Origin of the sequence: Comamonas sp., assembly GCF_036666375.1 — a bacterium.
In the GTDB taxonomy this organism is placed as follows: Bacteria; Pseudomonadota; Gammaproteobacteria; order Burkholderiales; family Burkholderiaceae_C; genus Comamonas.
Genome location: NZ_JAVWWA010000087.1, coordinates 1 through 22,291 on the forward strand (window position 1 = coordinate 1; position 22,291 = coordinate 22,291).

General features: G+C 65.7%; 20 protein-coding genes and 1 tRNA gene. 17 read left to right on the forward strand and 4 right to left on the reverse strand.

Going from position 1 to position 22,291, the window contains the following annotated elements; translation table 11 throughout:
* Positions 1-235: 235 nt before the first annotated feature.
* Positions 236-320 (reverse strand) — tRNA-Leu (locus RR928_RS18385).
* A gap of 34 nt (positions 321-354) precedes the next feature.
* Here RR928_RS18385 and rnr point away from each other — a divergent pair.
* Positions 355-2,796, forward strand: a complete 2,442-nt coding sequence (gene rnr, locus RR928_RS18390; protein WP_332549685.1) for a ribonuclease R — start codon at positions 355-357, stop codon at positions 2,794-2,796.
* Between the two features lie 50 nt (positions 2,797-2,846).
* Here rnr and RR928_RS18395 read toward each other — a convergent pair whose 3' ends face one another.
* The 3 genes from RR928_RS18395 to RR928_RS18405 are packed head-to-tail and all read right to left on the reverse strand — an operon-like array spanning position 2,847 to position 7,050.
* Positions 2,847-4,358, reverse strand: a complete 1,512-nt coding sequence (locus RR928_RS18395) for an NAD(P)H-hydrate dehydratase (protein ID WP_332683663.1) — start codon at positions 4,356-4,358, stop codon at positions 2,847-2,849.
* 25 nt (positions 4,359-4,383) lie between these two features.
* The gene (locus tag RR928_RS18400; protein WP_332538839.1) at positions 4,384-5,628 is read right to left on the reverse strand and encodes an FAD-dependent oxidoreductase; all 1,245 of its coding nucleotides are present in this window, start codon (positions 5,626-5,628) and stop codon (positions 4,384-4,386) included.
* A gap of 45 nt (positions 5,629-5,673) precedes the next feature.
* On the reverse strand, positions 5,674-7,050 hold the full coding sequence (locus RR928_RS18405; RefSeq protein ID WP_332538840.1) for an amidase: 1,377 nt from the start codon (positions 7,048-7,050) through the stop codon (positions 5,674-5,676).
* Between the two features lie 205 nt (positions 7,051-7,255).
* Between RR928_RS18405 and rpsB the strand changes: the two genes are divergently transcribed.
* The 16 genes from rpsB to RR928_RS18485 all read left to right on the forward strand — a co-directional run bounded on the left by rpsB (position 7,256) and on the right by RR928_RS18485 (position 22,287).
* A complete protein-coding gene (rpsB, locus tag RR928_RS18410) occupies positions 7,256-8,008 on the forward strand; it encodes a 30S ribosomal protein S2 (RefSeq protein WP_332538841.1) in 753 nt (250 codons plus the stop codon).
* 104 nt (positions 8,009-8,112) lie between these two features.
* Positions 8,113-9,009, forward strand: coding sequence for a translation elongation factor Ts (tsf, locus tag RR928_RS18415; protein ID WP_332538842.1), 897 nt, complete (start codon positions 8,113-8,115; stop codon positions 9,007-9,009).
* A gap of 60 nt (positions 9,010-9,069) precedes the next feature.
* Positions 9,070-9,792 carry a UMP kinase gene (gene pyrH / locus RR928_RS18420; protein WP_213293203.1) on the forward strand — a complete coding sequence of 241 codons (723 nt, stop codon included), beginning with the start codon at positions 9,070-9,072 and terminating at the stop codon, positions 9,790-9,792.
* A 46-nt stretch (positions 9,793-9,838) separates the two neighbouring features.
* Positions 9,839-10,399, forward strand: coding sequence for a ribosome recycling factor (gene frr / locus RR928_RS18425; protein WP_332683670.1), 561 nt, complete (start codon positions 9,839-9,841; stop codon positions 10,397-10,399).
* On the forward strand, positions 10,396-11,163 hold the full coding sequence (uppS, locus tag RR928_RS18430; protein WP_442881927.1) for a polyprenyl diphosphate synthase: 768 nt from the start codon (positions 10,396-10,398) through the stop codon (positions 11,161-11,163). The genes frr and uppS overlap by 4 nt, the downstream gene beginning before the upstream one ends.
* An 11-nt stretch (positions 11,164-11,174) precedes the next feature.
* The gene (locus RR928_RS18435) at positions 11,175-12,029 is read left to right on the forward strand and encodes a phosphatidate cytidylyltransferase (RefSeq protein ID WP_332538845.1); all 855 of its coding nucleotides are present in this window, start codon (positions 11,175-11,177) and stop codon (positions 12,027-12,029) included.
* Complete coding sequence (gene ispC / locus RR928_RS18440; RefSeq protein ID WP_332683673.1) at positions 12,026-13,210, forward strand: 1-deoxy-D-xylulose-5-phosphate reductoisomerase; 1,185 nt, start codon at positions 12,026-12,028, stop codon at positions 13,208-13,210. Before RR928_RS18435 ends, ispC begins: the two co-directional genes overlap by 4 nt.
* A gap of 43 nt (positions 13,211-13,253) precedes the next feature.
* A complete protein-coding gene (rseP, locus tag RR928_RS18445; protein WP_332683675.1) occupies positions 13,254-14,618 on the forward strand; it encodes an RIP metalloprotease RseP in 1,365 nt (454 codons plus the stop codon).
* Between the two features lie 45 nt (positions 14,619-14,663).
* Positions 14,664-16,961 carry an outer membrane protein assembly factor BamA gene (bamA, locus tag RR928_RS18450; protein WP_332538848.1) on the forward strand — a complete coding sequence of 766 codons (2,298 nt, stop codon included), beginning with the start codon at positions 14,664-14,666 and terminating at the stop codon, positions 16,959-16,961.
* Positions 16,961-17,467: an OmpH family outer membrane protein gene (locus RR928_RS18455; RefSeq protein WP_332538849.1), complete on the forward strand. Its 507-nt coding sequence runs from the start codon at positions 16,961-16,963 to the stop codon at positions 17,465-17,467. The genes bamA and RR928_RS18455 overlap by 1 nt, the downstream gene beginning before the upstream one ends.
* A 24-nt stretch (positions 17,468-17,491) precedes the next feature.
* The gene (lpxD, locus tag RR928_RS18460) at positions 17,492-18,490 is read left to right on the forward strand and encodes a UDP-3-O-(3-hydroxymyristoyl)glucosamine N-acyltransferase (protein ID WP_332538851.1); all 999 of its coding nucleotides are present in this window, start codon (positions 17,492-17,494) and stop codon (positions 18,488-18,490) included.
* A complete protein-coding gene (gene fabZ / locus RR928_RS18465; protein ID WP_213293195.1) occupies positions 18,487-18,927 on the forward strand; it encodes a 3-hydroxyacyl-ACP dehydratase FabZ in 441 nt (146 codons plus the stop codon). Before lpxD ends, fabZ begins: the two co-directional genes overlap by 4 nt.
* A 16-nt stretch (positions 18,928-18,943) precedes the next feature.
* Positions 18,944-19,732 (forward strand): acyl-ACP--UDP-N-acetylglucosamine O-acyltransferase, encoded by a 789-nt coding sequence (lpxA, locus tag RR928_RS18470; protein WP_332538853.1) that lies wholly within the window; start codon positions 18,944-18,946, stop codon positions 19,730-19,732.
* Between the two features lie 13 nt (positions 19,733-19,745).
* A complete protein-coding gene (lpxB, locus tag RR928_RS18475; protein ID WP_332538854.1) occupies positions 19,746-20,903 on the forward strand; it encodes a lipid-A-disaccharide synthase in 1,158 nt (385 codons plus the stop codon).
* Positions 20,872-21,504 carry a ribonuclease HII gene (gene rnhB / locus RR928_RS18480; protein ID WP_332538855.1) on the forward strand — a complete coding sequence of 211 codons (633 nt, stop codon included), beginning with the start codon at positions 20,872-20,874 and terminating at the stop codon, positions 21,502-21,504. Before lpxB ends, rnhB begins: the two co-directional genes overlap by 32 nt.
* Positions 21,505-21,510: 6 nt before the next feature.
* Entirely contained in the window at positions 21,511-22,287 is a 777-nt protein-coding gene (locus RR928_RS18485; protein WP_332538856.1) for a TrmH family RNA methyltransferase, read from the forward strand.
* The last annotated feature ends 4 nt before the right edge of the window (positions 22,288-22,291 follow it).

A 22,291-nucleotide genomic window follows, 5' to 3' on the forward strand; every position in this document is an offset into this window, starting at 1 on the left:
GATGTTACTCGCTAGTACCTGAAACTAGTGCGTCTACCAATTCCGCCACCTGGGCATTTCAGGAAAGATTTGAATTATGCAGCATAAAAAGCTGAGTTTTTCAAAACTTCCGAAAATATTTATTTCCAGAAACTTGTTGCGTGGGCCCTGCCACATCGCACAATCACATTACAAGACCACTGAGGTAGCAGTAGCCCTGAATTTTTCAAAAACCTTCACAGGTTCTCGTTAAACTTGGTGCCCAGGAGAGGACTCGAACCTCCACGATGTTACTCGCTAGTACCTGAAACTAGTGCGTCTACCAATTCCGCCACCTGGGCATCTCAGGAAAGATCAACATTGTATAGCAAAAAAATGAACCTCAGCACAAACTCTGCCAGCGCAACCGAAGAAATTGAAGGCAGCGTGCAGGGGCATCGTGACGGCCACGGTTACGTGTTGCGCGATGACGGTGAAAAAGACATCTACATCCCGGCCAACGAAATGCGTGCGGTACTGCACAAGGACCGGGTCAAGGTCATCATCGTGCGCCATGACCGGCGCGGCCGCCCCGAAGGGCGCGTGACCGAAATCATCGAACGCCCGACCAAGACCATCATCGGCCGACTGCTGCAGGAAAGCGGCGTCTGGCTGGTCGCACCTGAAGACAAGCGCTACGGCCAGGACGTGCTGATTCCCGCGAACGCCACGGGCACGGCCAAGACCGGCCAGGTCGTGGTCGCAGAGCTGACCGAATCGCCCGCGCTGTTCGGCCAGCCCGTGGGGCGCATCACTGAAGTGCTGGGCGAAGTCGACGACGCGGGCATGGAGATCGAGATCGCGGTGCGCAAGTACGATGTGCCACACGAGTTCTCGCCCGAGTGCCTGGAGCAGGCCAAGGGCCTGCCCGATAAGGTGCGGGCGATCGACCGCAAGCAGCGCATAGACCTGACCGACGTCCCGCTGGTGACCATCGACGGCGAAGATGCGCGCGACTTCGATGACGCGGTGTATTGCGAGCCCGCCAAGGTGGGCCGCGCCAAGGGCTGGCGCCTGCTGGTGGCGATCGCCGACGTGAGCCACTATGTGCGCACCGGCAGCGCGATCGACACCGATGCCTACGACCGCGCGACCAGCGTCTACTTTCCGCGCCGCGTGATTCCCATGCTGCCCGAGAAGCTCAGCAACGGCCTGTGCTCGCTCAACCCCGACGTCGACCGCCTGTGCATGGTCTGCGACATGCTGGTCACGGCCAAGGGCGATATCCACGCCTACCAGTTCTATCCGGCCGTGATGCACAGCCATGCGCGCTTCACCTATACCGAAGTCGCCGCCATCCTGTCGAATACGCGCGGCCCCGAGGCCCAGCGCCGCAGCGCGCGCGTGCCCGATCTGCTGAACCTGCACGGCGTCTACCAGTCGCTGCTCAAGGCGCGCCAGGCGCGCGGTGCGGTTGATTTCGAGACCACCGAGACGCAGATCGTCTGCGACGACAACGGCCGCATCGAGAAGATCATTCCGCGCACGCGCAACGAGGCGCACAAGCTGATCGAGGAAGCGATGCTCGCGGCCAACGTCTGCAGCGCCGACTTCATCGCGCAAAGCGGCCAGAACGGCCTGTTTCGCGTGCATGACAGCCCTTCGGTAGAGAAGCAGGAAGTGCTGCGCAATTACCTCAAGGCCATGGCCGTGGGCATGTCGATCAGCGACAACCCCAAGCCCGCCGAGTTCCAGGCGATTGCCCAGGCCACCAAGGACCGCCCCGACGCGCCGCAGATCCACACCATGCTGCTGCGCTCGATGATGCAGGCCATCTACACGCCCGTGAACGAAGGCCACTTCGGCCTGGCGTTCGACGCCTACACCCACTTCACGAGCCCGATCCGGCGCTACCCCGATCTGCTGGTGCACCGCGTGATCAAGTCCGCGCTCGAAGGCAAGCGCTACCGCCTGCCCGTGCTGCCCACGCCGGGCGAAGCCCATGCCAAGCTGGCCAAGCGCCTCGCGAACCGCGTGAGTGCGCCCGGCCAGACGCCGCGCAAGAAGCCCGCGGGCGGCGCCGAGCTCATGGCCTGGGAGGCCGCAGGCCTGCATTGCAGCGCCAACGAACGCCGCGCCGACGAAGCCAGCCGCGATGTCGAGTCCTGGCTCAAGTGCAAGTACATGCGCGAGCATCTGGGCGAGGAGTTCTCGGGCATGGTCACGGCCGTGACCACATTCGGCATCTTCGTGACGCTCGACGCGATGTATGTCGAAGGTCTGGTGCACATCACCGAGCTGGGCGGCGATTACTTCAAGTTCGATGAAATGCGCCAGGAACTGCGCGGCGAACGCTCGGGCATACGCTACGCGATCGGCTCGCGCCTGCGCGTGCAGGTCAGCCGCGTCGATCTCGACGGCAGGCGCATCGATTTCCGCCTGGTGCAGGAGGGCGGCGAAGCCCTGCCGGCACGCGGCAACAGCGGCGGCAAGCGCGACGCCAAGCCCCAGCGCGGCACGCGTGAAGAGCGCAGCCCGCGCGACGAACGCGGCCGGCGCGAGGAGCCAGGCCATCGCGGCGAGCGCCCCGAGCGCAAGCCCCACGATGCAGGTGCGCGCCAGGGTGGCGACGCCAAGCCGCAGGTGGAAGACGTGCAGGATGGGGACATGGATGCGCCTGCTGGCCGCGACCATCGCGGCAGCCGCTCCAAACCGTCGCTGCTGATGCCATCGCTGCCCCCACCGTCGCCCATCGAAGGCCTCAAGGCTTCGGTGCGCAGGGCCGCGACGGGCCCCAAGCCGCCCAGCGGCAAGCCCAAGCGCAAGCCGCGCCGCTGAGCCGCTGCTGCACCACAAAGCCCTCGCCGGTCACGCCTGCGAGGGCTTTTTCATTGCAGCGTGGTCGCCAGCGCGCTGGCCGTGAGCGCCAGATGTGTGGGCCAGCGGTCGGCCGCCGCGCCATGGGTGTACACGGCGTCGCTGGCCGCATGGTGGGGCGCAAGCCCCTGCGCCAGGCGCGCGCCTATCAGTCCGGCGAGCACATCGCCCGTGCCGGCTGTCGCCAGCCGCGCATTGCCGGTCGGATTGATGATAGTCCGCCTGCCCGGCGTGGCGGTGACCGAGCCCGAGCCTTTGAGCACCACGGTGCAGAGATGGCGATCCGCGAGCGCCTGCGCGGCGGCGAGCCGGTCGGCCTGCACCTGGGTCGTGGTTGTCTGCAGCAGGCGCGCGGCCTCGAGCGGGTGGGGCGTGAGCACGGTGGCCTGGCCGGCGCTGGCGCGCGCGCGCAGCGCCGCCGCCAACGCGCTGTCGCCGGCGATGGCATTGAGGCCGTCGGCGTCGAGCACCAGGCGCGCGGCCTGGGCGAGCACGCCGGGCAGCACGGCGCGCACGGCTTCGCCGCCGCCGCAGCCGCAGACCACGGTCAGATCGGGCAGGCGCAAGGCATCGATGCGGCGCAGCATCAGTTCGGGCCAGGGCGGGGCCAGCGTCAGGCCTTCGTCGAGCAGCGCCACCATGACCCGGCCCGCGCCGCCGAACACCGCCGCGCCGGCGGCGAGAAAGGCCGCGCCGGTCATTCCCATGCCGCGCGCGGCCAGGCCTTCTCCGCCTATCACCGCGACATCGCCGAAGCTGCCTTTGTGGCTGGCGTGCCGCGCAGCGCCACGCGTGCCTGCGTGCGGTTTGCGGCCATCGATTCCCAACTGTGCCGTGGGCGCAGGCGCCTGCGCGCCGCAGCCCAGGTCGTCGAACCAGACGCTGCCGCAGGCGTCGCGCCCCTGGGCGGTGAACAGCCCTGGCTTGAGCGTGAGCAGGCTCAGCGTGTGGCAAGGTCCAGCACGCGGCGAGTCGGGTGCGAATCCCGGGGCGTATTGGCCGGTATCGGCGTCCAGCCCGGAAGGAATGTCGACCGCGAGAAGCGCTGCCGCGCTGGTGTGCAGTTGATCGAGCAGCGCACGCAATGCCGGCCCCGGCGGGCGCGCGCACGCCGCGCTGAGCCCTATGCCCAGCAGGGCGTCGATGCACAGGTCGCGCGGGCCGAGGTCGGCAGGCGGTCCGGGTGCGAACACCACGCCCGCGGCGACCGCGCGCTGCCAGGCCGCGCGCGCGTCGGCAGGCGCGCTGCCCGGCTGGCCCAGCCAGGTGACGCTGACGTTGCGGCCGGACTGGTGCAAGAGGGCTGCGGCCTCGAGGCCGTCGCCGCCGTTGTTGCCGCTGCCGCAGGCGATCCAGATGTGGCGCGCATGCGGCGCGAGCGCCAGCGCCAGGCGCGCGCTGGCCGCGCCCGCACGCTGCATCAGGCAATGCGCGGGCAGGCCGCTGGCGGCCGCGGTTTCCAGCGTGCGCGTCGCGGCCACGCCGTGCAGCGCGTGCGCTGTGTCGGAGGAAATGTGTTCCATGGCCCCAGCATAGCCGGGGCGGGATTCAACGCAACAGCAGTCCGCTGGTATCGATTGCGGGCGCGCGTCCCGAGATCAGGTCGGCGAGCAGTTGGCCCGATCCATGGGCCATGGCCGCGCCGTGGTTGCCGTGGCCCAGGTTGAGCCAGACGCCGGGCAGGCCGCTCGCGCCCAGCAGCGGTGCGCCGTCGGGCGTCATGGCGCGCGTGCCGCGCCAGGTCTGCACGCCTTGCGACGGCTGCATGCCGCCGGGAAACCAGTGGTTGAGCGCGTCATAGAGGCGCTGCAGGCTGGGCGCGTGGTGCGCGGCCGAGGTGCCGATTTCGGCGCCGCCGCTCGCGCGCACGCGTTGGCCCAGCCGCACCAGCATGATCTGGCTGTCCCAGTCGACGACAGCGCAGCGCGGCGCATGCACGGGTTCGCGCATGGGGGCGCTGACCGTGTAGCCGCTCAGGCCGACCACGGGCAGCTTCAGGCCCAGCGGGCGCAGCAGCGCGGCGCTGTCGGCGCCGGCGCAGACCACGAGCGCGTCGTGCACGCGCGGCGCGGCCTCGCCCGCGAGCTGCACGCCCGCAGGCGCATGGCGCAGCCGGGTGATGCGCGCGTCAAACACGAACTGCACGCCCATCTGCTGGGCTTCGATGCGCTGCAACTGCACCCAGAGACGGGAATTCGCCGTGGTGGCGCCGGGCAGGTTCAGTGCGCCGATCAGCTTGAAGTCATGCGCCAGGCCCGGCTCGAGTTGGCGTGCCTGGGCCGCGTCCAGCCGCTGCACTGCCACGCCCGCGTCGGCGAGTACCGCGAGCGCGGGCTGCAGCCGGGCCAATGTGGCTTCGGTGCGCAGCACGACCATGGCGCCGGTCTGCGATTGCAGCTCCTGGTCGAACGCCGTGCCTTCGCTGTCGCGCAGCGCGCGGCTGTATTGGGCCAGGCGTTCGATGGCGGCGAGTGCCGGGTGCACGCTTTCGGGCGCGCTGCGCACGCGCTGCCCGGCCTGGCGCCAGCGCCACAGCCATGTCAGATCGGCGCGGCCCAGCCCGCTGCCTATGCGCAGCAGCGCGGGGTGCTGGCGCAGGCCGGGCGAGGGCGCAAGGCCCGGAGCGCTCCAGGGCTGGAGCAGGGCGGGCGCGAGCCAGCCCGCGGGCGCGAAGCTCGCGCCTTCGGCGGCACTGCCGTTCTGGTCGTAGACCGTGACGGCGTGGCCGTCGCGTGCAAGCGCGTGCGCAGTGGCGATGCCGGCGGCGCCGGCACCCACGATGGCGATATTCATGAGAGGGGTGTGATCAGGGAATTGCGGCCCGCAGCGCGGCAAGCGCTACGAGGCCGCGAGTATGCCTTCGATCTGCAGACCGATGTCGAGAACTGCATCATCGTGCAGTGCGCCGTGCCAGACCATCAACCCTACGGGAAGCTCGCCTTGCATGTGGCAAGGCAGCGACAGCGCGCAGCCGTCGAGCATGTTGACCACGCTGGTGTTGCGCAGCAGCAGGGTATTGGCGCGCTGGAAAGCCGCGTTGCGCTGGGCGTCGAGCGCCGCGTCCAGGCCGTCGGCGGGAGCGACGCTGTCGATTGTCGGCGCGAGAATCGGCACCGTGGGCGACAGCAGCGCGTCATAGCCGGCCAATGCCCGCTCCATGCGCGCTATCCACTGGTTGCGCGCGCTGTGCAGGTCTATGTAGTGCGCGGCGCTCATGCCCGCGCCGCGCTCGATGCGGCTGCGCACGCGCGGGTCATAGGGCCGGCCCAGCGCGTCGGCGCGCGTGAGCAGCGGGCGGTGCCAGGCATAGCTTTCGGCGCCCGAGAAGCTGCCGTGGTCGTTGATGTGGTTCAGTGTGTCGGTTTCGGGCAGCTCGATCTCGTCGATGCGCGCGCCCGCGGCGCGCAGTTGCGCGAGGCTGCGTTCGAAAGCCAGTGCCACGGCAGGCTCGAGGTCGTCGAGAAACAGCTGGCGCGGCACGGCCAGGCGCCAGTCGGCCATGCCCGCGGCAGCGCGCGTGACGGTGCGTGCCGCGAGGATCTCATGCACAAGAATGGCATCGCGCACGCTGCGCGTGATGGCGCAGGCGGTGTCCAGCGTGGGTGACAGCGGGATGGTGCCGCTGGTGGGGGTCAGGCGCGCGGTGTTCTTGAAGCCGACCAGCCCATTGAGCGCCGCGGGAATGCGGATCGAGCCGCCGGTGTCCGAGCCCAGTCCCACATAGGCCGCGCCGCTGGCGACCGAAACCGCCGCGCCCGAAGACGAGCCGCCGCTCACGCGCGCCGGGCCGGGCAGCGGGCCGAAGCGGGCGTCCAGCGCCGCGGGCGTGCCGTAGTGCGGGTTGACGCCCACGCCCGAGTAGGCGAACTCGACCATATGGGTACGGCCTATGATTGCCGCGCCGGCCGCACGCAACCGCGCCACGGCCAGGCAGTCTGCGGCCGCAGCGGGCGCATCGGCCAGCACGCGCGAACTTGCCGCGCTGCGTGTGCCCTGGATGTCGAAGAGGTCTTTGACCGAGATCGGCAGGCCGGCCAGCGGCAGCTGCGGCGCGGCGCGCGCGGCGCTGCGCATCGCGCTCTCGAACAGCGTCTGCGCAAACACATGGTCGCAGACCGGCGAGCGCGCCGTGGCGATCGCGGCCTGGAGCAGATCGGTGGCGCGGCATTCGCCGCTGCGCACGTTGGCGAGTGCCGAGCAAAGATCAGAGTGCATGCTTGTGGTAGAATTTTTCGGCTTTGCTGAGTGCTGCCTTGCGGCATGCAGCGCTGGGCGCGTTTTTCGCGTCCGCCGCCGCGTCTGACGCACAGTGTGCCCCAGCGGCAAGCAGCAAAGCAAATAGCAAACCAGTCCCCTCAAGGTGTTGCCCTCACGGGCAAATGTCGGGCTGGATTTTAGACCCAACCTTTGGAGTATTCATATGTCCGTCACTATGCGCGAAATGCTGGAAGCCGGTGTCCACTTCGGTCACCAAACCCGCTTCTGGAACCCCAAGATGGCTCCGTTCATCTTCGGTCACCGCAACAAGATTCACATCATCAACCTGGAAAAGTCGCTGCCGATGCTCCAGGCTGCGCAGAAGTTCGCCAAGCAGCTGTCCGCCAACCGCGGTACCGTGCTGATGGTCGGCACGAAGCGCCAGGCCCGTGAGCTGGTGGCTGCTGAAGCCCAGCGCGCTGGCGTGCCTTACGTCGACCAGCGCTGGCTCGGCGGCATGCTGACCAACTTCAAGACCGTCAAGACGTCGATCAAGCGTCTGAAGGACATGAAGATCCAGCAGGAAGCCGGTCTGGAAGCGATGAGCAAGAAGGAACAGCTGATGTTCGCTCGCGAACTCGAAAAGCTGGAAAAGGACATCGGCGGCATCCAGGACATGAACGGTCTGCCTGACGCCATCTTCGTGATCGACGTGGGCTTCCACAAGATCGCCGTGGCCGAAGCCAAGAAGCTGGGCATCCCCCTGATCGGTGTGGTGGATTCGAACCACAACCCCGAAGGCATCGACTACGTGATCCCTGGCAACGATGACTCGGCCAAGGCCGTGGAACTGTACGCCAAGGCCATCGCTGACGCGATCATCGAAGGCCGTGCCGACGCCGTCAACGACGTCGTCAAGGCCGTGGCTGCTGAAGGCTCGGACGAATTTGTGGAAGTGCAAGAGTCGGCTGCCTAAAGTCCGGCAACGCGACCTGTCGCGAAAAGGAAGCGGGGCTCTGGTAGCCCCCTTTTTTTAGCCTCAATACTTGTAACGAATCGAACTGAAACCGGAGAATTAAGATGGCTGTTATTACCGCAAAACTGGTGGCTGAACTGCGTGCTAAGACCGACGCACCGATGATGGAATGCAAGAAGGCACTGACCGAAGCCGACGGCGATCTGGTCAAGGCTGAAGAGCTGCTGCGCGTCAAGCTCGGCACCAAGGCTGGCAAGGCCGCTTCGCGCATCACCGCCGAAGGCGTGGTTGCTACCTACATCAACGGCAACGTCGGTGCGATGGTCGAAGTCAACAGCGAAACCGACTTCGTCTCGAAGAACGACAGCTTCCTGGCCCTGGCCGATGCCGCTGCCAAGCTGATCGCCGAGCACAACCCCGCCGACCTCGAAGCGCTGGCTGCACTGCCCTACGAGCAGGACACTTTCGGCCCCACGCTGGAAGACGTGCGCAAGGGCCTGATCGGCAAGATCGGCGAAAACATGTCGTTCCGCCGCTTCAAGTACTTCAGCGGCAGCAACCTGGCTTCCTACCTGCACGGCTCGCGCATCGGCGTGGTCGTCGAATTCGAAGGCGATGCAACGGCTGCCAAGGATGTGGCCATGCACGTGGCGGCAATGAAGCCCGTGGCCCTGAGCAGCGCTGAAGTGCCTGCCGACCTGATTGAAAAAGAGCGCACCGTGGCCACCGCCAAGGCCGCTGAATCGGGCAAGCCCGCCGACATCGTCGCCAAGATGGTCGAAGGTTCGGTGCAGAAGTACCTCAAGGAAGTTTCGCTGAACAACCAGGTCTTCGTGAAGGCCGCTGACGGCAAGCAAACCGTCGAGCAGATGCTCAAGGCCGCAAACACCACCGTCAAGGGCTTCACCCTGTACGTGGTTGGCGAAGGCATTGAGAAGAAGGTGGACGACTTCGCTGCTGAAGTGGCTGCCCAAGTGGCTGCTGCCAAGGCTGGCGCTTAAGTCATCCGTAGACCGTTTTCTTTCCCCTGATCCCATTTTTTACCGTACGGAGTATTTTTCATGACCCACGCAGCACCAGCCCACAAGCGCATCTTGCTCAAGTTGTCTGGTGAGGCGCTCATGGGCGACGACTCCTTCGGCATCAACCGGGCCACCATCGTTCGCATGGTGGAAGAGATCGCTGCCGTCACCCGCGTGGGTGTGCAGGTGGCGGTCGTTATCGGGGGCGGAAACATCTTTCGTGGCGTGGCGGGCGGCTCCGTAGGAATGGACCGTGCAACGGCCGACTACATGGGCATGCTGGCCACGGTCATGAATGCCCTGGCCCTGGCCGATGCCATGGACAAGCAGGGCCTGACGGCCCGCGTGATGTCGGCCATTGCGATCGAGCAGGTGGTCGAGCCTTACGTGCGCCCCAAGGCGCTGCAGTACCTCGAAGAGGGCAAGGTCGTGGTGTTCGCCGCTGGTACGGGCAACCCGTTTTTCACCACCGACACCGCCGCCGCGCTGCGCGGTGCGGAAATCGGTGCCGAAGTCGTGCTCAAGGCGACCAAGGTGGATGGCGTTTATACGGCCGATCCGTTCAAGGACCCTGAAGCAACCCGCTACACGAAGCTGAGCTTCGATGAAGCCATTTCGCGCAATCTGGGCATCATGGATGCAACCGCTTTCGCGCTGTGCCGCGACCAGAAGCTGCCGGTGCGGGTGTTCTCCATCGTCAAGCATGGAGCGCTGCTGCGCGTGGTGATGGGCGAAGACGAAGGCACCTTGGTGTACGCTTGAGCATCATGCACCACGCAGGTGCATAGCCGATCCCCGAGGAATAGACATGACGATTGCTGACATCAAGAAAACCACCGAAGCCAAGATGGACCAGTCCATCACGGCGTTCAAGAACAACCTGGGCAAGATCCGTACGGGCCGTGCCAGCGCCGGCATGCTCGACAGCATCATGGTCGAATATTACGGCTCCATGGTGCCGCTGACGCAGGTGGCCAACGTGTCGCTGCTCGATTCGCGCACGCTGAGCGTCCAGCCCTGGGAAAAGCCCATGGGAGCCAAGATCGAAAAGGCCATCCGCGAAAGCGATCTGGGCGTGAACCCTTCGTCGCTGGGCGATCTGATCCGCGTGCCCGTGCCGCCGATGAGCGAAGAGCGCCGCAAGGAAATGACCAAGCTCGCGCGCAATGAAGCCGAAGGCGCGAAGATCGCCATCCGCAACCTGCGCCGCGATGCCAACGATTCGGTCAAGAAGCTGGTCAAGGAAAAGCTCGCGTCCGAAGACGACCAGAAGCGCGCCGAAACCGACGTGCAGAAAGTGACCGACCGCCACATCGCTGAAATCGATCAGCTGGTGGCGGCCAAGGAACAAGAGATCATGGCGGTTTGACAGGTCACGTCACCGTAGATCACGCCTTGCAGACGTTCACCGAACTTTCCGTGCCCGCGCATGTTGCCATCGTCATGGATGGCAACGGCCGCTGGGCCAAGCGCCGCTTCATGCCCCGGCTGACGGGGCACGCGCAAGGCGTCAAGGCCTTGCGCCGCTGCGTCAAGGCCTGTCTCGAGCGCGGTGTGAAGGTGCTCACGGTGTTTGCGTTTTCCTCGGAGAACTGGCAGCGGCCCGAAGACGAGGTCTCCGGCCTGATGGGCCTGCTGACTTCGGCGCTGGGCCGCGAAGTGGCGCAGCTGGGCCGCGAAGGCGTGCAGCTGCACTTCGTCGGTGAACGCCGCGGCCTGAGCGAGCGCATCTGCGCCGGGCTCGATGTCGCCGAGCGCGAAACGGCGCACAATGGCCGCCTGGTGCTCAATATCTGTTTCAATTATGGCGGACGCTGGGACATCACCCAGGCGGCAGCCGGTCTGGCCGCCCGCGGCGAGCCCATCACCGAAGCCAGCCTGAACGCGGCCATGGGGCTGGCGCATGTCGCCGATCCCGATCTGCTGATACGCACGGGCGGAGAAATGCGCATCAGCAATTTCCTGCTGTGGCAGCTGGCCTACTCGGAACTGTTTTTCAGCCCTGTCCTGTGGCCCGACTTCGACGAAGCGGCATTGGACGAGGCTTTTGCTGCCTACGGCGCGCGCGAGCGCCGCTTTGGCAAAACTTCTGCACAAATTCAGTCGGCCCCTCCCGCGCAGTTGCCGGTCTGAGAAAGGGAACCATGCTCAAGCAGCGTGTCATTACCGCCCTGGTCCTGCTGGCTATTCTTCTTCCCGCATTGTTCTATCCGGACCCGCTGCCGTTCTCGGTGGTGGTGCTGGTATTGATGACCGCGGGCGCCTGGGAATGGGGGCGCATGCACGGCCTGGGCCAGGCCGGCGCGAGCGCGCTGGGTGCGGCCTGCCTGCTGCTGTGCGGCCTGAGCTGGTATCTGGGCTGGCTTGAGCAGCCGCTGACACGGCTGTGGCTCATAGGCGGCAGCCTGTGGGTGCTCGTGGGCGCGGCGTTGCTGCGCGCGGGCGTGGGCGCCTGGGCGCGGGTGCCGCTGGCGCTGCGCCTGGTCGGCGGCGTGCTCGCGCTGTGGCTGGCCTGGCTGGCCGTGCTGCAGGCGCACCGCATGGGTGTCAATTTCCTGCTGTCGGTGCTGCTGCTGGTCTGGGTGGCCGACATCTTTGCCTATTTCGCGGGCCGCGCTTTCGGCCTCAAGTTCACGCGCAACAAGCTCGCGCCTTCGATCAGTCCCGGCAAGAGCTGGGAAGGGGTCTGGGGCGGCATGGCCGGCGTGCTGGTGCTGGCCGCGGTCTGGGTGCTTGCCGACCGCCAGCTGGGCGCGACGCTGCCGAGCTTCTATTCTCTTTTGCTGCGTCAGGGCCTGTGGTTCCTGGTGCTGGCCGTGGTGTTCATGGGAGCCATGAGCGTGGTCGGCGATCTCGTCGAGTCGCTGGTCAAGCGCAGCGTCGGTGTCAAGGACAGCAGCGCGCTGCTGCCGGGCCACGGCGGCGTGCTCGACCGCATCGATGCGCTGCTGCCGACCCTGCCATTGGCCATGATGCTTTCTTCTTTTGTAAATCCATGAAACAACGTCTCACCATTCTCGGCTCCACGGGCTCTATCGGCACCAGCACGCTGGATGTCGTGTCGCGCCACCTCGAGGATTACGAGGTGTTTGCGCTGAGCGCAGCGACCCAGGTCGAGCTGATGCTGGCGCAGTGCGCGCAGTTCAAGCCGCGCTTCGCGGTGATGGCCAGCCCGGCCCATGCGCGCGAACTGGCCGAAAGGATCAAGGCCAACGGCCTGGCGACCGAAGTGCTGCAGGCGCCCGATGCGCTCGAGCAGATTGCGGCGCATGAAGACGTAGACGCCGTCATGGCAGCGATTGTCGGTGCCGCGGGCCTGGGGCCCTGCCTGGCCGCAGCCCGGGCCGGCAAGCGCCTGCTGCTGGCCAACAAGGAGGCGCTGGTCGTCGGTGGCGCGCTGTTCATGGACACCGTCAAGCGCCACGGCGCGACGCTGCTGCCCATAGACAGCGAGCATTCGGCGATCTTCCAGTGCCTGCCCGAAGACCGCACGACCTGGGCGCAGCGCGTGGACAGCATCCTGCTCACGGCCTCGGGCGGGCCGTTTCGCGCGCGCGATCCCGCGAGCCTGTCGCAGATCACGCCCGAACAGGCCTGCGCCCATCCGAACTTCTCCATGGGCCGCAAGATTTCGGTCGACTCCGCGACGATGATGAACAAGGCGCTGGAAGTCATCGAGGCGCGCTGGCTGTTCGACATGGCGCCCGATCAGATCAAGGTGGTGATCCACCCGCAGCAGATCGTGCACTCGATGGTGCAGTTCAACGATGCCTCGGTGCTGGCGCAACTGGGCACGCCCGACATGCGCGTGCCGATTGCCTGCGGCCTGGCCTGGCCCGAGCGCATCACGAGCGGCGCGGCGCGGCTGGACTTCTCCAAGCTCAGCGCGCTCACGTTCGAGGACGCCGATGCCCAGCGCTTTCCGGGCCTGCACCTGTCCTGGCAGGCGCTGCGCGCCATCGAAGGCACGACCACGGTGCTCAACGCGGCCAATGAAATGGCCGTCGATGCCTTCCTGCACCGCCGGCTGACTTTCGACCGCATCCATGCGGTCAACCTCGAGACGCTCGAGAAGATGCAGCTGCCGCAGGCTCCAGGTTCGCTCGAAGACCTGCTGGCCGTCGATGCCCAGGCGCGGGCTTGCGCGCGCGCCGCGGTCGAACGCTGGGCGCTGGCCTGAACGGCCGGGCCCGACCCTCTTTTTTTCGAGATAGGCGCCACCCATGTTGATGACTGTCCTCGCTTTCGCGCTGGCGCTGGGCGTGCTGATCGCCGTGCACGAGTACGGCCACTACCGCGTCGCGGTGGCCTGCGGCGTCAAGGTGCTGCGTTTCTCGGTGGGCTTCGGCAAGCCCTTGCTGCGCTGGACGCCCAAGGGCTCGTCGACCGAGTTCGTGCTGGCCGCGTTTCCGCTCGGCGGCTATGTGCGCATGCTCGACGAGCGTGAAGCACCGGTGGCCGAAGGCGAGCGCCATCTGGCGTTCAACAACAAGCCCTTGCGTTCGCGCGCGGCCATCGTCGCGGCCGGCCCCGCGGCCAACCTGCTGCTCGCGGTGCTGCTGTATGCGGGAGTCAACTGGATAGGGGTGCAGGAGCCCAAGCCGTATGTGGCCAGCCCGCCGGCCGGCTCGCTGGCCCAGGCTGCGGGCCTGCAGGGCGCGGAGCTGGTGCAGGCCGTGGCGCGCGGCGACGGCCCGCTCGAGCCCGTGGTGTCGTTTGACGAGCTGCGCTGGGCGCTGGCGCGCGCCGCGCTCGAAGGCCAGGATGCACGCCTGCAGATCGTGCGGCCGCAGACCGCCGCGGCGACCGAGCTCAAGCTGCCGCTGGGAACGCTGGAAACGCGCGAAGCCGACGAAAAACTGTTCGAGCGCATAGGCGTGGTCGCGCCCTGGACGCCGGCCGTCATGGGCGAACTGCTGCCCGACGGCGCGGCCCGGCGCGCAGGCCTGCGTGAAGGCGACAAGGTGCTCGCCGTGGGCGCGGTCCCGGTGGTCGACGGCCAGCAATTGCGCGGCCTGATCCGCGCCTCGGTGCGCGGCACCGAAGCCGTGGCCCAGGACTGGCGCATAGAGCGGGGCGGTCAGCCCATGCAGCTGTCGGTGCGCCCGGATGCGGTGCAGCAGGACGATCAGTGGGTGGGGCGCATAGGCGCATTCGTGGGCGCCGCGCCCGAAATGACGCTGGTGCGCCGCGGCTTTGTCGAAGGCCTGCAAAATGGCGCGCAGCGCACCTGGGATCTGTCGGTATTGACGCTGCGCATGATGGGCCGCATGGTCATCGGTGAAGCGTCGCTGAAGAATATCAGCGGTCCGCTGACGATTGCCGACTATGCGGGCAAATCGGCCAGCATGGGCTTCACGCAGTACCTGGCTTTCCTCGCGCTGATCAGCGTGAGCCTGGGTGTTCTCAACCTGCTGCCCCTGCCCGTTTTGGACGGCGGGCACCTGATGTATTATCTTTGGGAAGGCGTGACGGGCCGGCAGGTGTCCGAAGCTTGGATGGAAAGATTGCAGCGTCTCGGCGTGGCTGTGCTGCTGCTGATGATGTGCATCGCCTTTTTCAACGATATCAACCGGCTCTTGGGCTAACTAATTTTGCCGAATTTTGCCAAGCAAGTCGGCGGCAATTCACTCATGAAAAAACACATCAATCGCTTAGGCGCGCGTACCGCTTCGGCCTTGACCGCCATGGTTCTTGCGGCCAACGCCGCCTGGGCACTGGAGCCTTTCAAGGTCCAGGACATCCGCGTCGAAGGTCTGCAGCGGGTGGAAGCGGGTACCATTTTTGCGTCCATCCCCCTGCGTGTGGGTGATGATTACAACGACGAAAAAGGCTCGGCCGCGATCCGTGCGCTGTTCGCTCTGGGCCTGTTCAAGGACGTGCGTCTCGAAGCCAACGGCAACGTGCTCACGGTGGTTGTAGAGGAACGTCCGACGATTGCCGACGTCAACTTCGCCGGCACCAAGGAGTTCGACAAGGACACCTTGAAGAAAGCCATGCGCGACGTGGGTCTGGCCGAAGGCCGGCCTTTCGACAGCGCGCTCGCCGACCGCGCCGAGCAGGAACTCAAGCGCCAGTACATCAACCGCAGCCTCTATGGCGCGGAAGTCGTCACCACCGTGACGCCCATCGAGCGCAACCGCGTCAACCTGACGTTCACGGTGACCGAAGGCGAACCCGCGAAGATCAACGAGATCCACGTGGTCGGCAACAAGGCCTTCAGCGAATCCACGCTCAAGGGCCTGTTCGACCAGGACACCGGCGGCTGGCTCAGCTGGTACACCAAGTCCGACCGCTATGCGCGCTCCAAGCTCAATGCCGATCTGGAGACGCTGCGCTCGTACTATCTGCAGCGCGGCTATCTCGAATTCCGCATCGAGTCGACCCAGGTCGCGATTTCGCCCGACAAGCAGACGATCTCGCTCACGGTGAACATCCACGAAGGCGAACGCTATGTGGTGTCGGACGTCAAGCTCGAAGGCAACTACCTCGACCGCGACGACGAGTTCAAGTCCATGGTCACGATCAAGCCCGGCGAGCCCTACAACGCCGACCAGGTCACGCAGACCACCAAGGCGTTTTCCGATCACTTCGGCAACTTCGGCTTTGCGTTCGCGCGCGTCGAGGCCGTGCCCGAGATCGACCGCACCAACAACCGCGTGTCCATCGTGGTCAAGGCCGAGCCTTCGCGCCGCGCCTATGTGCGCCGCATCCAGGTCAGCGGCAACAACCGCACGCGCGACGAAGTGATTCGCCGCGAGTTCCGCCAGTTCGAAGCCTCGTGGTACGACGGCGACAAGATCAAGCTGTCGCGCGACCGCGTCGACCGCCTGGGCTTCTTCACCGAAGTCAATGTCGAGACCCAGGAAGTGCCCGGTTCGCCCGATCAGGTCGATATCGTCGTGTCCGTGGCCGAGAAGCCCACAGGCTCGTTGCAATTGGGTGCAGGTTTTTCAAGTGCTGAAAAAATCTCGCTGTCGTTCGGCATCAAGCAGGAAAACGTCTTCGGGTCCGGTAACTATCTGGGTATTGATGTAAATACCAGTAAATACCGCCGTACCCTGGTGCTGAGCACCACCGATCCTTATTTCACCAAGGAAGGCATCTCGCGCACGCTTGACGTCTACTACCGCACCGACAAGCCTTACGAAGACCAGGGCGGCAACTACGAGCTCGTCACGGCCGGTACGGGCGTGCGTTTCGGCGTGCCGTTCAGCGAGCTCGACACGGTGTTCTTCGGCGCCGGCCTGGAGCAGACGCGCATCAAGCCGGGCACCAATATTCCCGCAGCCTACCTGGCCTATGGCGACACCTATGGCTATACCAGCACGGCCGTGCCGCTGACCATAGGCTGGTCGCGCGACAGCCGCGACAGCGCGCTCGCTCCCAATGCAGGCCGCTACCAGCGCCTGAACACCGACTGGTCGGTGGCCGGCGATGCGCGTTACGTGCGCGCCAACTACCAGATCCAGCAGTACGTGCCGCTGAGCAAGAAGTTCACGCTGGCCTTCAACGGTGAGCTGGGCTGGGGTAAGGGCCTCAATGGCCGGCCGTTCCCGGTGTTCAAGAACTTCTACTCGGGCGGCCTGGGCTCGGTGCGCGGTTTCGACCAGGGCACGCTGGGTCCGCGTGACGTGATCGGCTCGTCGCTCGGCGGCCCGAAGAAAGTCACGCTGAATGCCGAATTCATGGCGCCGCTGCCAGGCGCCGGCAATGACAAAACTTTGCGTGTGTTCACCTTTGTTGACGTCGGTAATGTGTTTGGCGACCGCGAAACGGTTGACTTCTCGCTGATGCGGGCTTCGGCTGGCATTGGTTTGAGCTGGATTTCCCCGTTGGGGCCATTGCGCTTGGCGTATGCTCATCCCGTGCGTAAATTCGCTGGGGATAAAATCCAGAAACTTCAATTCCAAATCGGAACGTCCTTCTAATGAAATCACTTTCTCGCCAAATCTCTCTGGCCGTGCTGATGAGCACCATGGCTCTGGCTGCGCATGCGCAAGAATTCAAGGCCGGGTTTGTCAATACGGACCGTATCTTCCGCGAAGCCACCACGGCCAAGGCTGCACAGGCCAAGCTCGAAGCCGAATTCTCCAAGCGCGAAAAGGAGCTGGTCGACGCCGGCAACACGCTCAAGACCGCTTCGGACAAGTTCGAGCGCGAAGCCCCCACGCTGTCGGAATCGCAGCGCACCGCACGCCAGCGTCAACTGGTCGACCAGGACCGTGAATTCCAGCGCAAGCGCCGCGAATTCCAGGAAGACCTGAACTCGCGCAAGAACGAAGAGCTGTCGCAAGTGCTCGAGCGCGCCAACCGCGTGGTCAAGACCGTTGCCGAAGCCGAAAAGTACGACGTGATCCTGCAGGAAGCCGTCTACATCAACCCCAAGCACGACATCACCGACAAGGTGCTCAAGGCGCTCAACGCCGCCAAGTGATCTGCTGCTGAAGACGTACAGACAGTGAGCTTGCTACTCGGGCAAATTGTGGGTGCGCTGGGGGGGACGCTGGAGCTGGCGGACAGCGATACGGAAATTTCCCGTATTGCTCCGCTGGACTCCGCAGGCGCGGGAGACTTGAGTTTCCTGAGCAATCCACGCTACCAGCAGCAACTGGCCGCCTCCAAGGCGGCCTGTGTCATTGTGGCGCCTGCCATGCGGGACGCTGCGATGCAACGTGGCGCCTGTATCGTGGCGCCCGATCCCTATGTGTATTTCGCGCGCGCGACCCAGTTGTGGAAGCGTCTGCACGAGCGCGCGCCGCTCAGCGGCGTGCATGCCAGCGCCGTGGTCGACCCCGAAGCGGTGATCGATCCAACGGCCTATATAGGCCCGCTGTGCGTGGTCGAGCGCGGCGCGCGCATAGGCGCGCACACGGTGCTCAAGTCGCGCGTCACGGTAGGCGAGAACTGCGTCGTGGGTGCGCGCTGCCTGCTGCATGCGGGCGTGGTGCTCGGCTCCGACGGCTTTGGCTTCGCGCCCGAGCGCGGAACCTGGGTGAAAATCGAGCAGCTCGGTGCGGTGCGCATCGGTGATGATGTGGAAATCGGTGCCAATACCTGCGTGGATCGCGGCGCGCTCGATGACACTGTGATTGAAAACGGCGTGAAGCTGGATAATCTCGTCCAGATCGGACATAACGTCCATGTCGGACAGCATGTCGCCATGGCCGGGTGCGTGGGCGTGGCGGGCAGTGCGCGTATCGGTGCGCATTGCACCGTCGGCGGCGGCGCCATCGTTCTCGGGCATTTGCAATTGGCCGAAAATGTACATATCTCGGCGGCGACTGTGGTGACGCGTTCTTTGAACAAGCCCGGCGTCTATACAGGAATGTTTCCTGTCGATGAAAACAACAAATGGGAAAAAAATGCTGCCACTCTGAAGCAGCTGCACAGCTTGCGCGAGCGCATCAAGGCGCTTGAGCAGCAGCAGCCGCAGGGCAGCAAGATCGGAACGCAATGATGGATATCCACGCAATTCTCAAGCAACTGCCCCACCGCTACCCGTTTCTGCTGGTGGACAAGGTTCTGGAGCTCGAGAGCAACCAACGTATCAAGGCGATCAAGAACGTCACGTTCAACGAGCCTTACTTCCAGGGCCATTTCCCCGGCCGTCCCGTGATGCCCGGCGTGCTGATGCTCGAAGCATTGGCCCAGGCCGCGGGCCTGCTGGCGTTCGACGCCATGGGCAAGGTGCCGGACGAAAACAACATCTACTATTTCGTGGGCATCGATGCCGCGCGCTTCAAGCGTCCGGTCGAGCCCGGCGATCAGCTGGTGCTGGAAATCACCATCGACCGCGTGCGCGGCGGCATCTGGAAGTTCAAGGGCGTGGCCCGCGTCGGTGACGAAGTGGCCTGCGAAGCAGACCTGATGTGCACCATGCGGGCCGTGGGCTGAAAGCGCTGGGTTGGTCGTGAGCCGTATTCACTCTACCGCGCTGGTTGATCCGGCGGCCCAGCTCGACGCATCGGTGACCGTGGGTCCCTATGCGGTGATCGGTCCCGATGTGCGCATAGGCGCCGGCACTTCGGTGGGCGCGCATTGCGTCATCGAAGGCCATACGACGATAGGCGCGGACAACCAGATTTTCCAGTTTGCCTCGCTGGGCGCGCAGCCGCAGGACAAGAAGTACGCGGGCGAGCCCACGCGGCTGGTCATCGGCGATCGCAACACCATCCGCGAGTTCTGCACGTTCAATCTCGGCACGGTCCAGGACCAGGGGCTGACCCAGGTCGGCGACGACAACTGGATCATGGCCTATGTGCACATTGCGCACGACTGCGTCGTGGGCAATCACACGGTGCTGGCGAACAATGCCACGCTCGCCGGCCATGTGAAGGTCGGCGACCATGCAATTCTGGGCGGCCTCACGGGCGTGCACCAGTTCACGCAGATCGGTGCGCATGTGATGGCCGGTTTCGCCAGCCATATCTCGCAGGACGTGCCGCCGTTCATGCTGGTCGACGGCAATCCGCTGTCGGTGCGCGGCTTCAACCTCGAAGGCCTGCGCCGGCGCGGTTTTTCGCCCCAGCGCCTGGCCGCGGTCAAGCAGATGCACAAGCTGCTGTACCGCCAGGGGCTGACGCTCGAAGCCGCACGCCAGGCGATTGTCGCGCTGGCCGCGCAATTTCCCGAAGCCGTCGCCGATATCGACGCGCTGAGCGCGTTCATCGCCGGCTCCAGGCGCGGTCTCGCGCGCTGAACGGGAGCTTCCAATGACTGCAGCGCGTGTGGCGATGGTGGCCGGCGAGACTTCGGGCGACCTGCTGGCCGGCCTGATTCTCGACGGTCTCAAGACCCAGTGGCCGGCGCTGCAAAGCGCGGGCATAGGCGGCCCGCAGATGCGCGCGCGCGGCTTCGACGCCTGGTGGGACAGCCAGCGGCTGGCCGTGCACGGCTACAACTGGGAAGTGTTCCAGCGACTGGCCGAGCTGCTGCGCATACGCCGGCAATTGCGCGATCGGCTGCTGGCCGATCCGCCCAGCGTGTTCGTCGGCGTCGATGCGCCAGATTTCAATCTCGGGCTCGAAGCCGATCTGCGCGCCAAGGGCGTCAAGACCGTGCATTTCGTCTGCCCGTCGATCTGGGCCTGGCGTGCCAACCGCGTGGAGAAGATCCGCCGCGCGGCCGACCATGTGCTGTGCATTTTTCCGTTCGAGCCCGAGCTGCTCGCCGGCCATGGCATTGCGGCGACCTATGTAGGTCATCCGCTGGCCAGCGTGATTCCCCTTGCGCCCGATCGCCAGGCCGCGCGCCAGCGTCTGGGCCTGGCGCAGGACGCGCTGGTGCTGGCCGTGCTGCCCGGCAGCCGGACTTCCGAAATTCGTTATATCGCGCCCGCGTTCTTCGCGGCCGCAGCCCTGGTCAGCCAGGTATTTCCGGCGGTGGAAATCATCGTACCGGCCGTGCCTTCGCTGATCGACACCGTGCGCCAGGCGGCGCGTGCCGCGGGCATCGAGGCGCGCATCCGCATTCTGTCGGGCCAGTCGCACGACGCGCTTGCGGCCTGCGACTGCACGCTGATTGCCAGCGGCACGGCCACCCTCGAAGCGGCGCTGTTCAAGCGCCCGATGGTGATCGGCTACCGCATGCAGTCGCTGAGCTGGCGGCTGATGCGCCGCAAGCAGCTGCAGCCCTGGGTCGGACTGCCCAATATCCTGTGCGGCGAGTTTGTCGTGCCGGAATTGCTGCAGGACGCGGCCACGCCCCAGGCGCTGGCCGCCGAGGTGCTGCGCTGGCTGCGCGCGCGCGATGATTCTCCTTCAACCATTGAGGCGCTGGAGCAGCGCTTCACAGCGCTGCACCATCTGCTGCGGCGCGATACCGCCCGATTGGCCGCTGATGCAATCCAGAAAGTTGTCTCTTCCACCTGAACAGGTCTGCTTGCCGTGGCATCCGCCCGGCCTGGTAGCCGGGGTGGATGAGGCGGGGCGCGGTCCTCTGGCCGGCCCGGTAGTGGCGGCCGCCGTGATTCTCGACGACCTGAACCCGATAGCGGGCCTGGCCGACTCCAAGAAGCTCACGGCCGCGCGCCGCGAAGCGCTGTTCGACGAAATCCGCGCGAAGGCGCTGTGCTGCTCGATTGCCGAAGCCAGCGTGCAGGAGATCGACGAGCTCAACATCCTGCAGGCCACGATGCTGGCGATGCGCCGCGCCGTCATGGGGCTGCGCCTCAAGCCCGTGCTGGTGCTGGTCGACGGCAACCGCATTCCGGTGCTCGACATGCATGCCGAAGCCATCGTCAAGGGCGATGCGCTGGTCAAGGCGATTTCCGCGGCGTCCATTCTCGCCAAGGTGCACCGCGACCGCTGGTGCGAGCGCCTGGACGCGCAATACCCCGCCTATGGCTTTGCCGGCCACAAGGGCTATGGCACGCCCGCCCACCTGACGGCCTTGCAGGCGCATGGCGCCTGCCCCGAGCACCGCCGTTCGTTTTCGCCTGTCGCCCAGGTGCTGGCCCCTTCCTTTTCCTGAACTGCCATGACTTCACCTGTGACCGCCATCCATTCGCGTGACAACGCCTTTGTCAAGGAGTTGCGCAAGCTGTCGCACGACAGCACGGCCTACCGCAAGCAGGGCCAGGTCTGGCTCGAAGGCGACCATCTGTGCCGCGCGGCGCTGGCGCGCGGCCTGCGTCCCGCGGTGGCGGTGTTTGCCGAATCGTTCTGGCCCCAGGTGCCGGCCGAATGGGCCCAGGCCGCGGACAAGGTCGTGGTGCTGGCCGACGCGCTGTTTGCCGATATCAGCGGCCTCGAGTCGCCGGCGCGCATGGGCTATCTGCTCGAATGGCTGCCGGGCCAGGCGCCGCAGGCCGGGCTGGCGACCGTGGTGCTGGACCGCGTGCAGGACGCGGGCAACGTGGGCTCCATCCTGCGCAGCGCCGCGGCTTTTGGTTTTCTGCAGGTGGTCGCGCTCAAGGGCACGGCCGCGCTGTGGAGCCAGAAGGTGCTGCGCGCAGGCATGGGCGCGCATTTCGGTCTGCATCTGGTCGAGTCGGCCGATGTGGAGGCGCTCGACGCGCTGCAGGTGCCGCTGATCGTCACCAGCTCGCACCAGGGCAAGCTGATCCAGCACACCCAGCTGCCCTGGCCCTGCGCCTGGGCCATGGGCCATGAAGGGCAGGGCGTGGGCGCGGCCGTCGAGGCGCGCGCGGCGCTGCAGGTGCGCATAGGCCAGCCCGGCGGCGAGGAATCGCTCAATGTGGCGGCGGCGGCGGCAATCTGCCTGCATGCGAGCGCGCTGACGGCGGCCGTATAGGTGC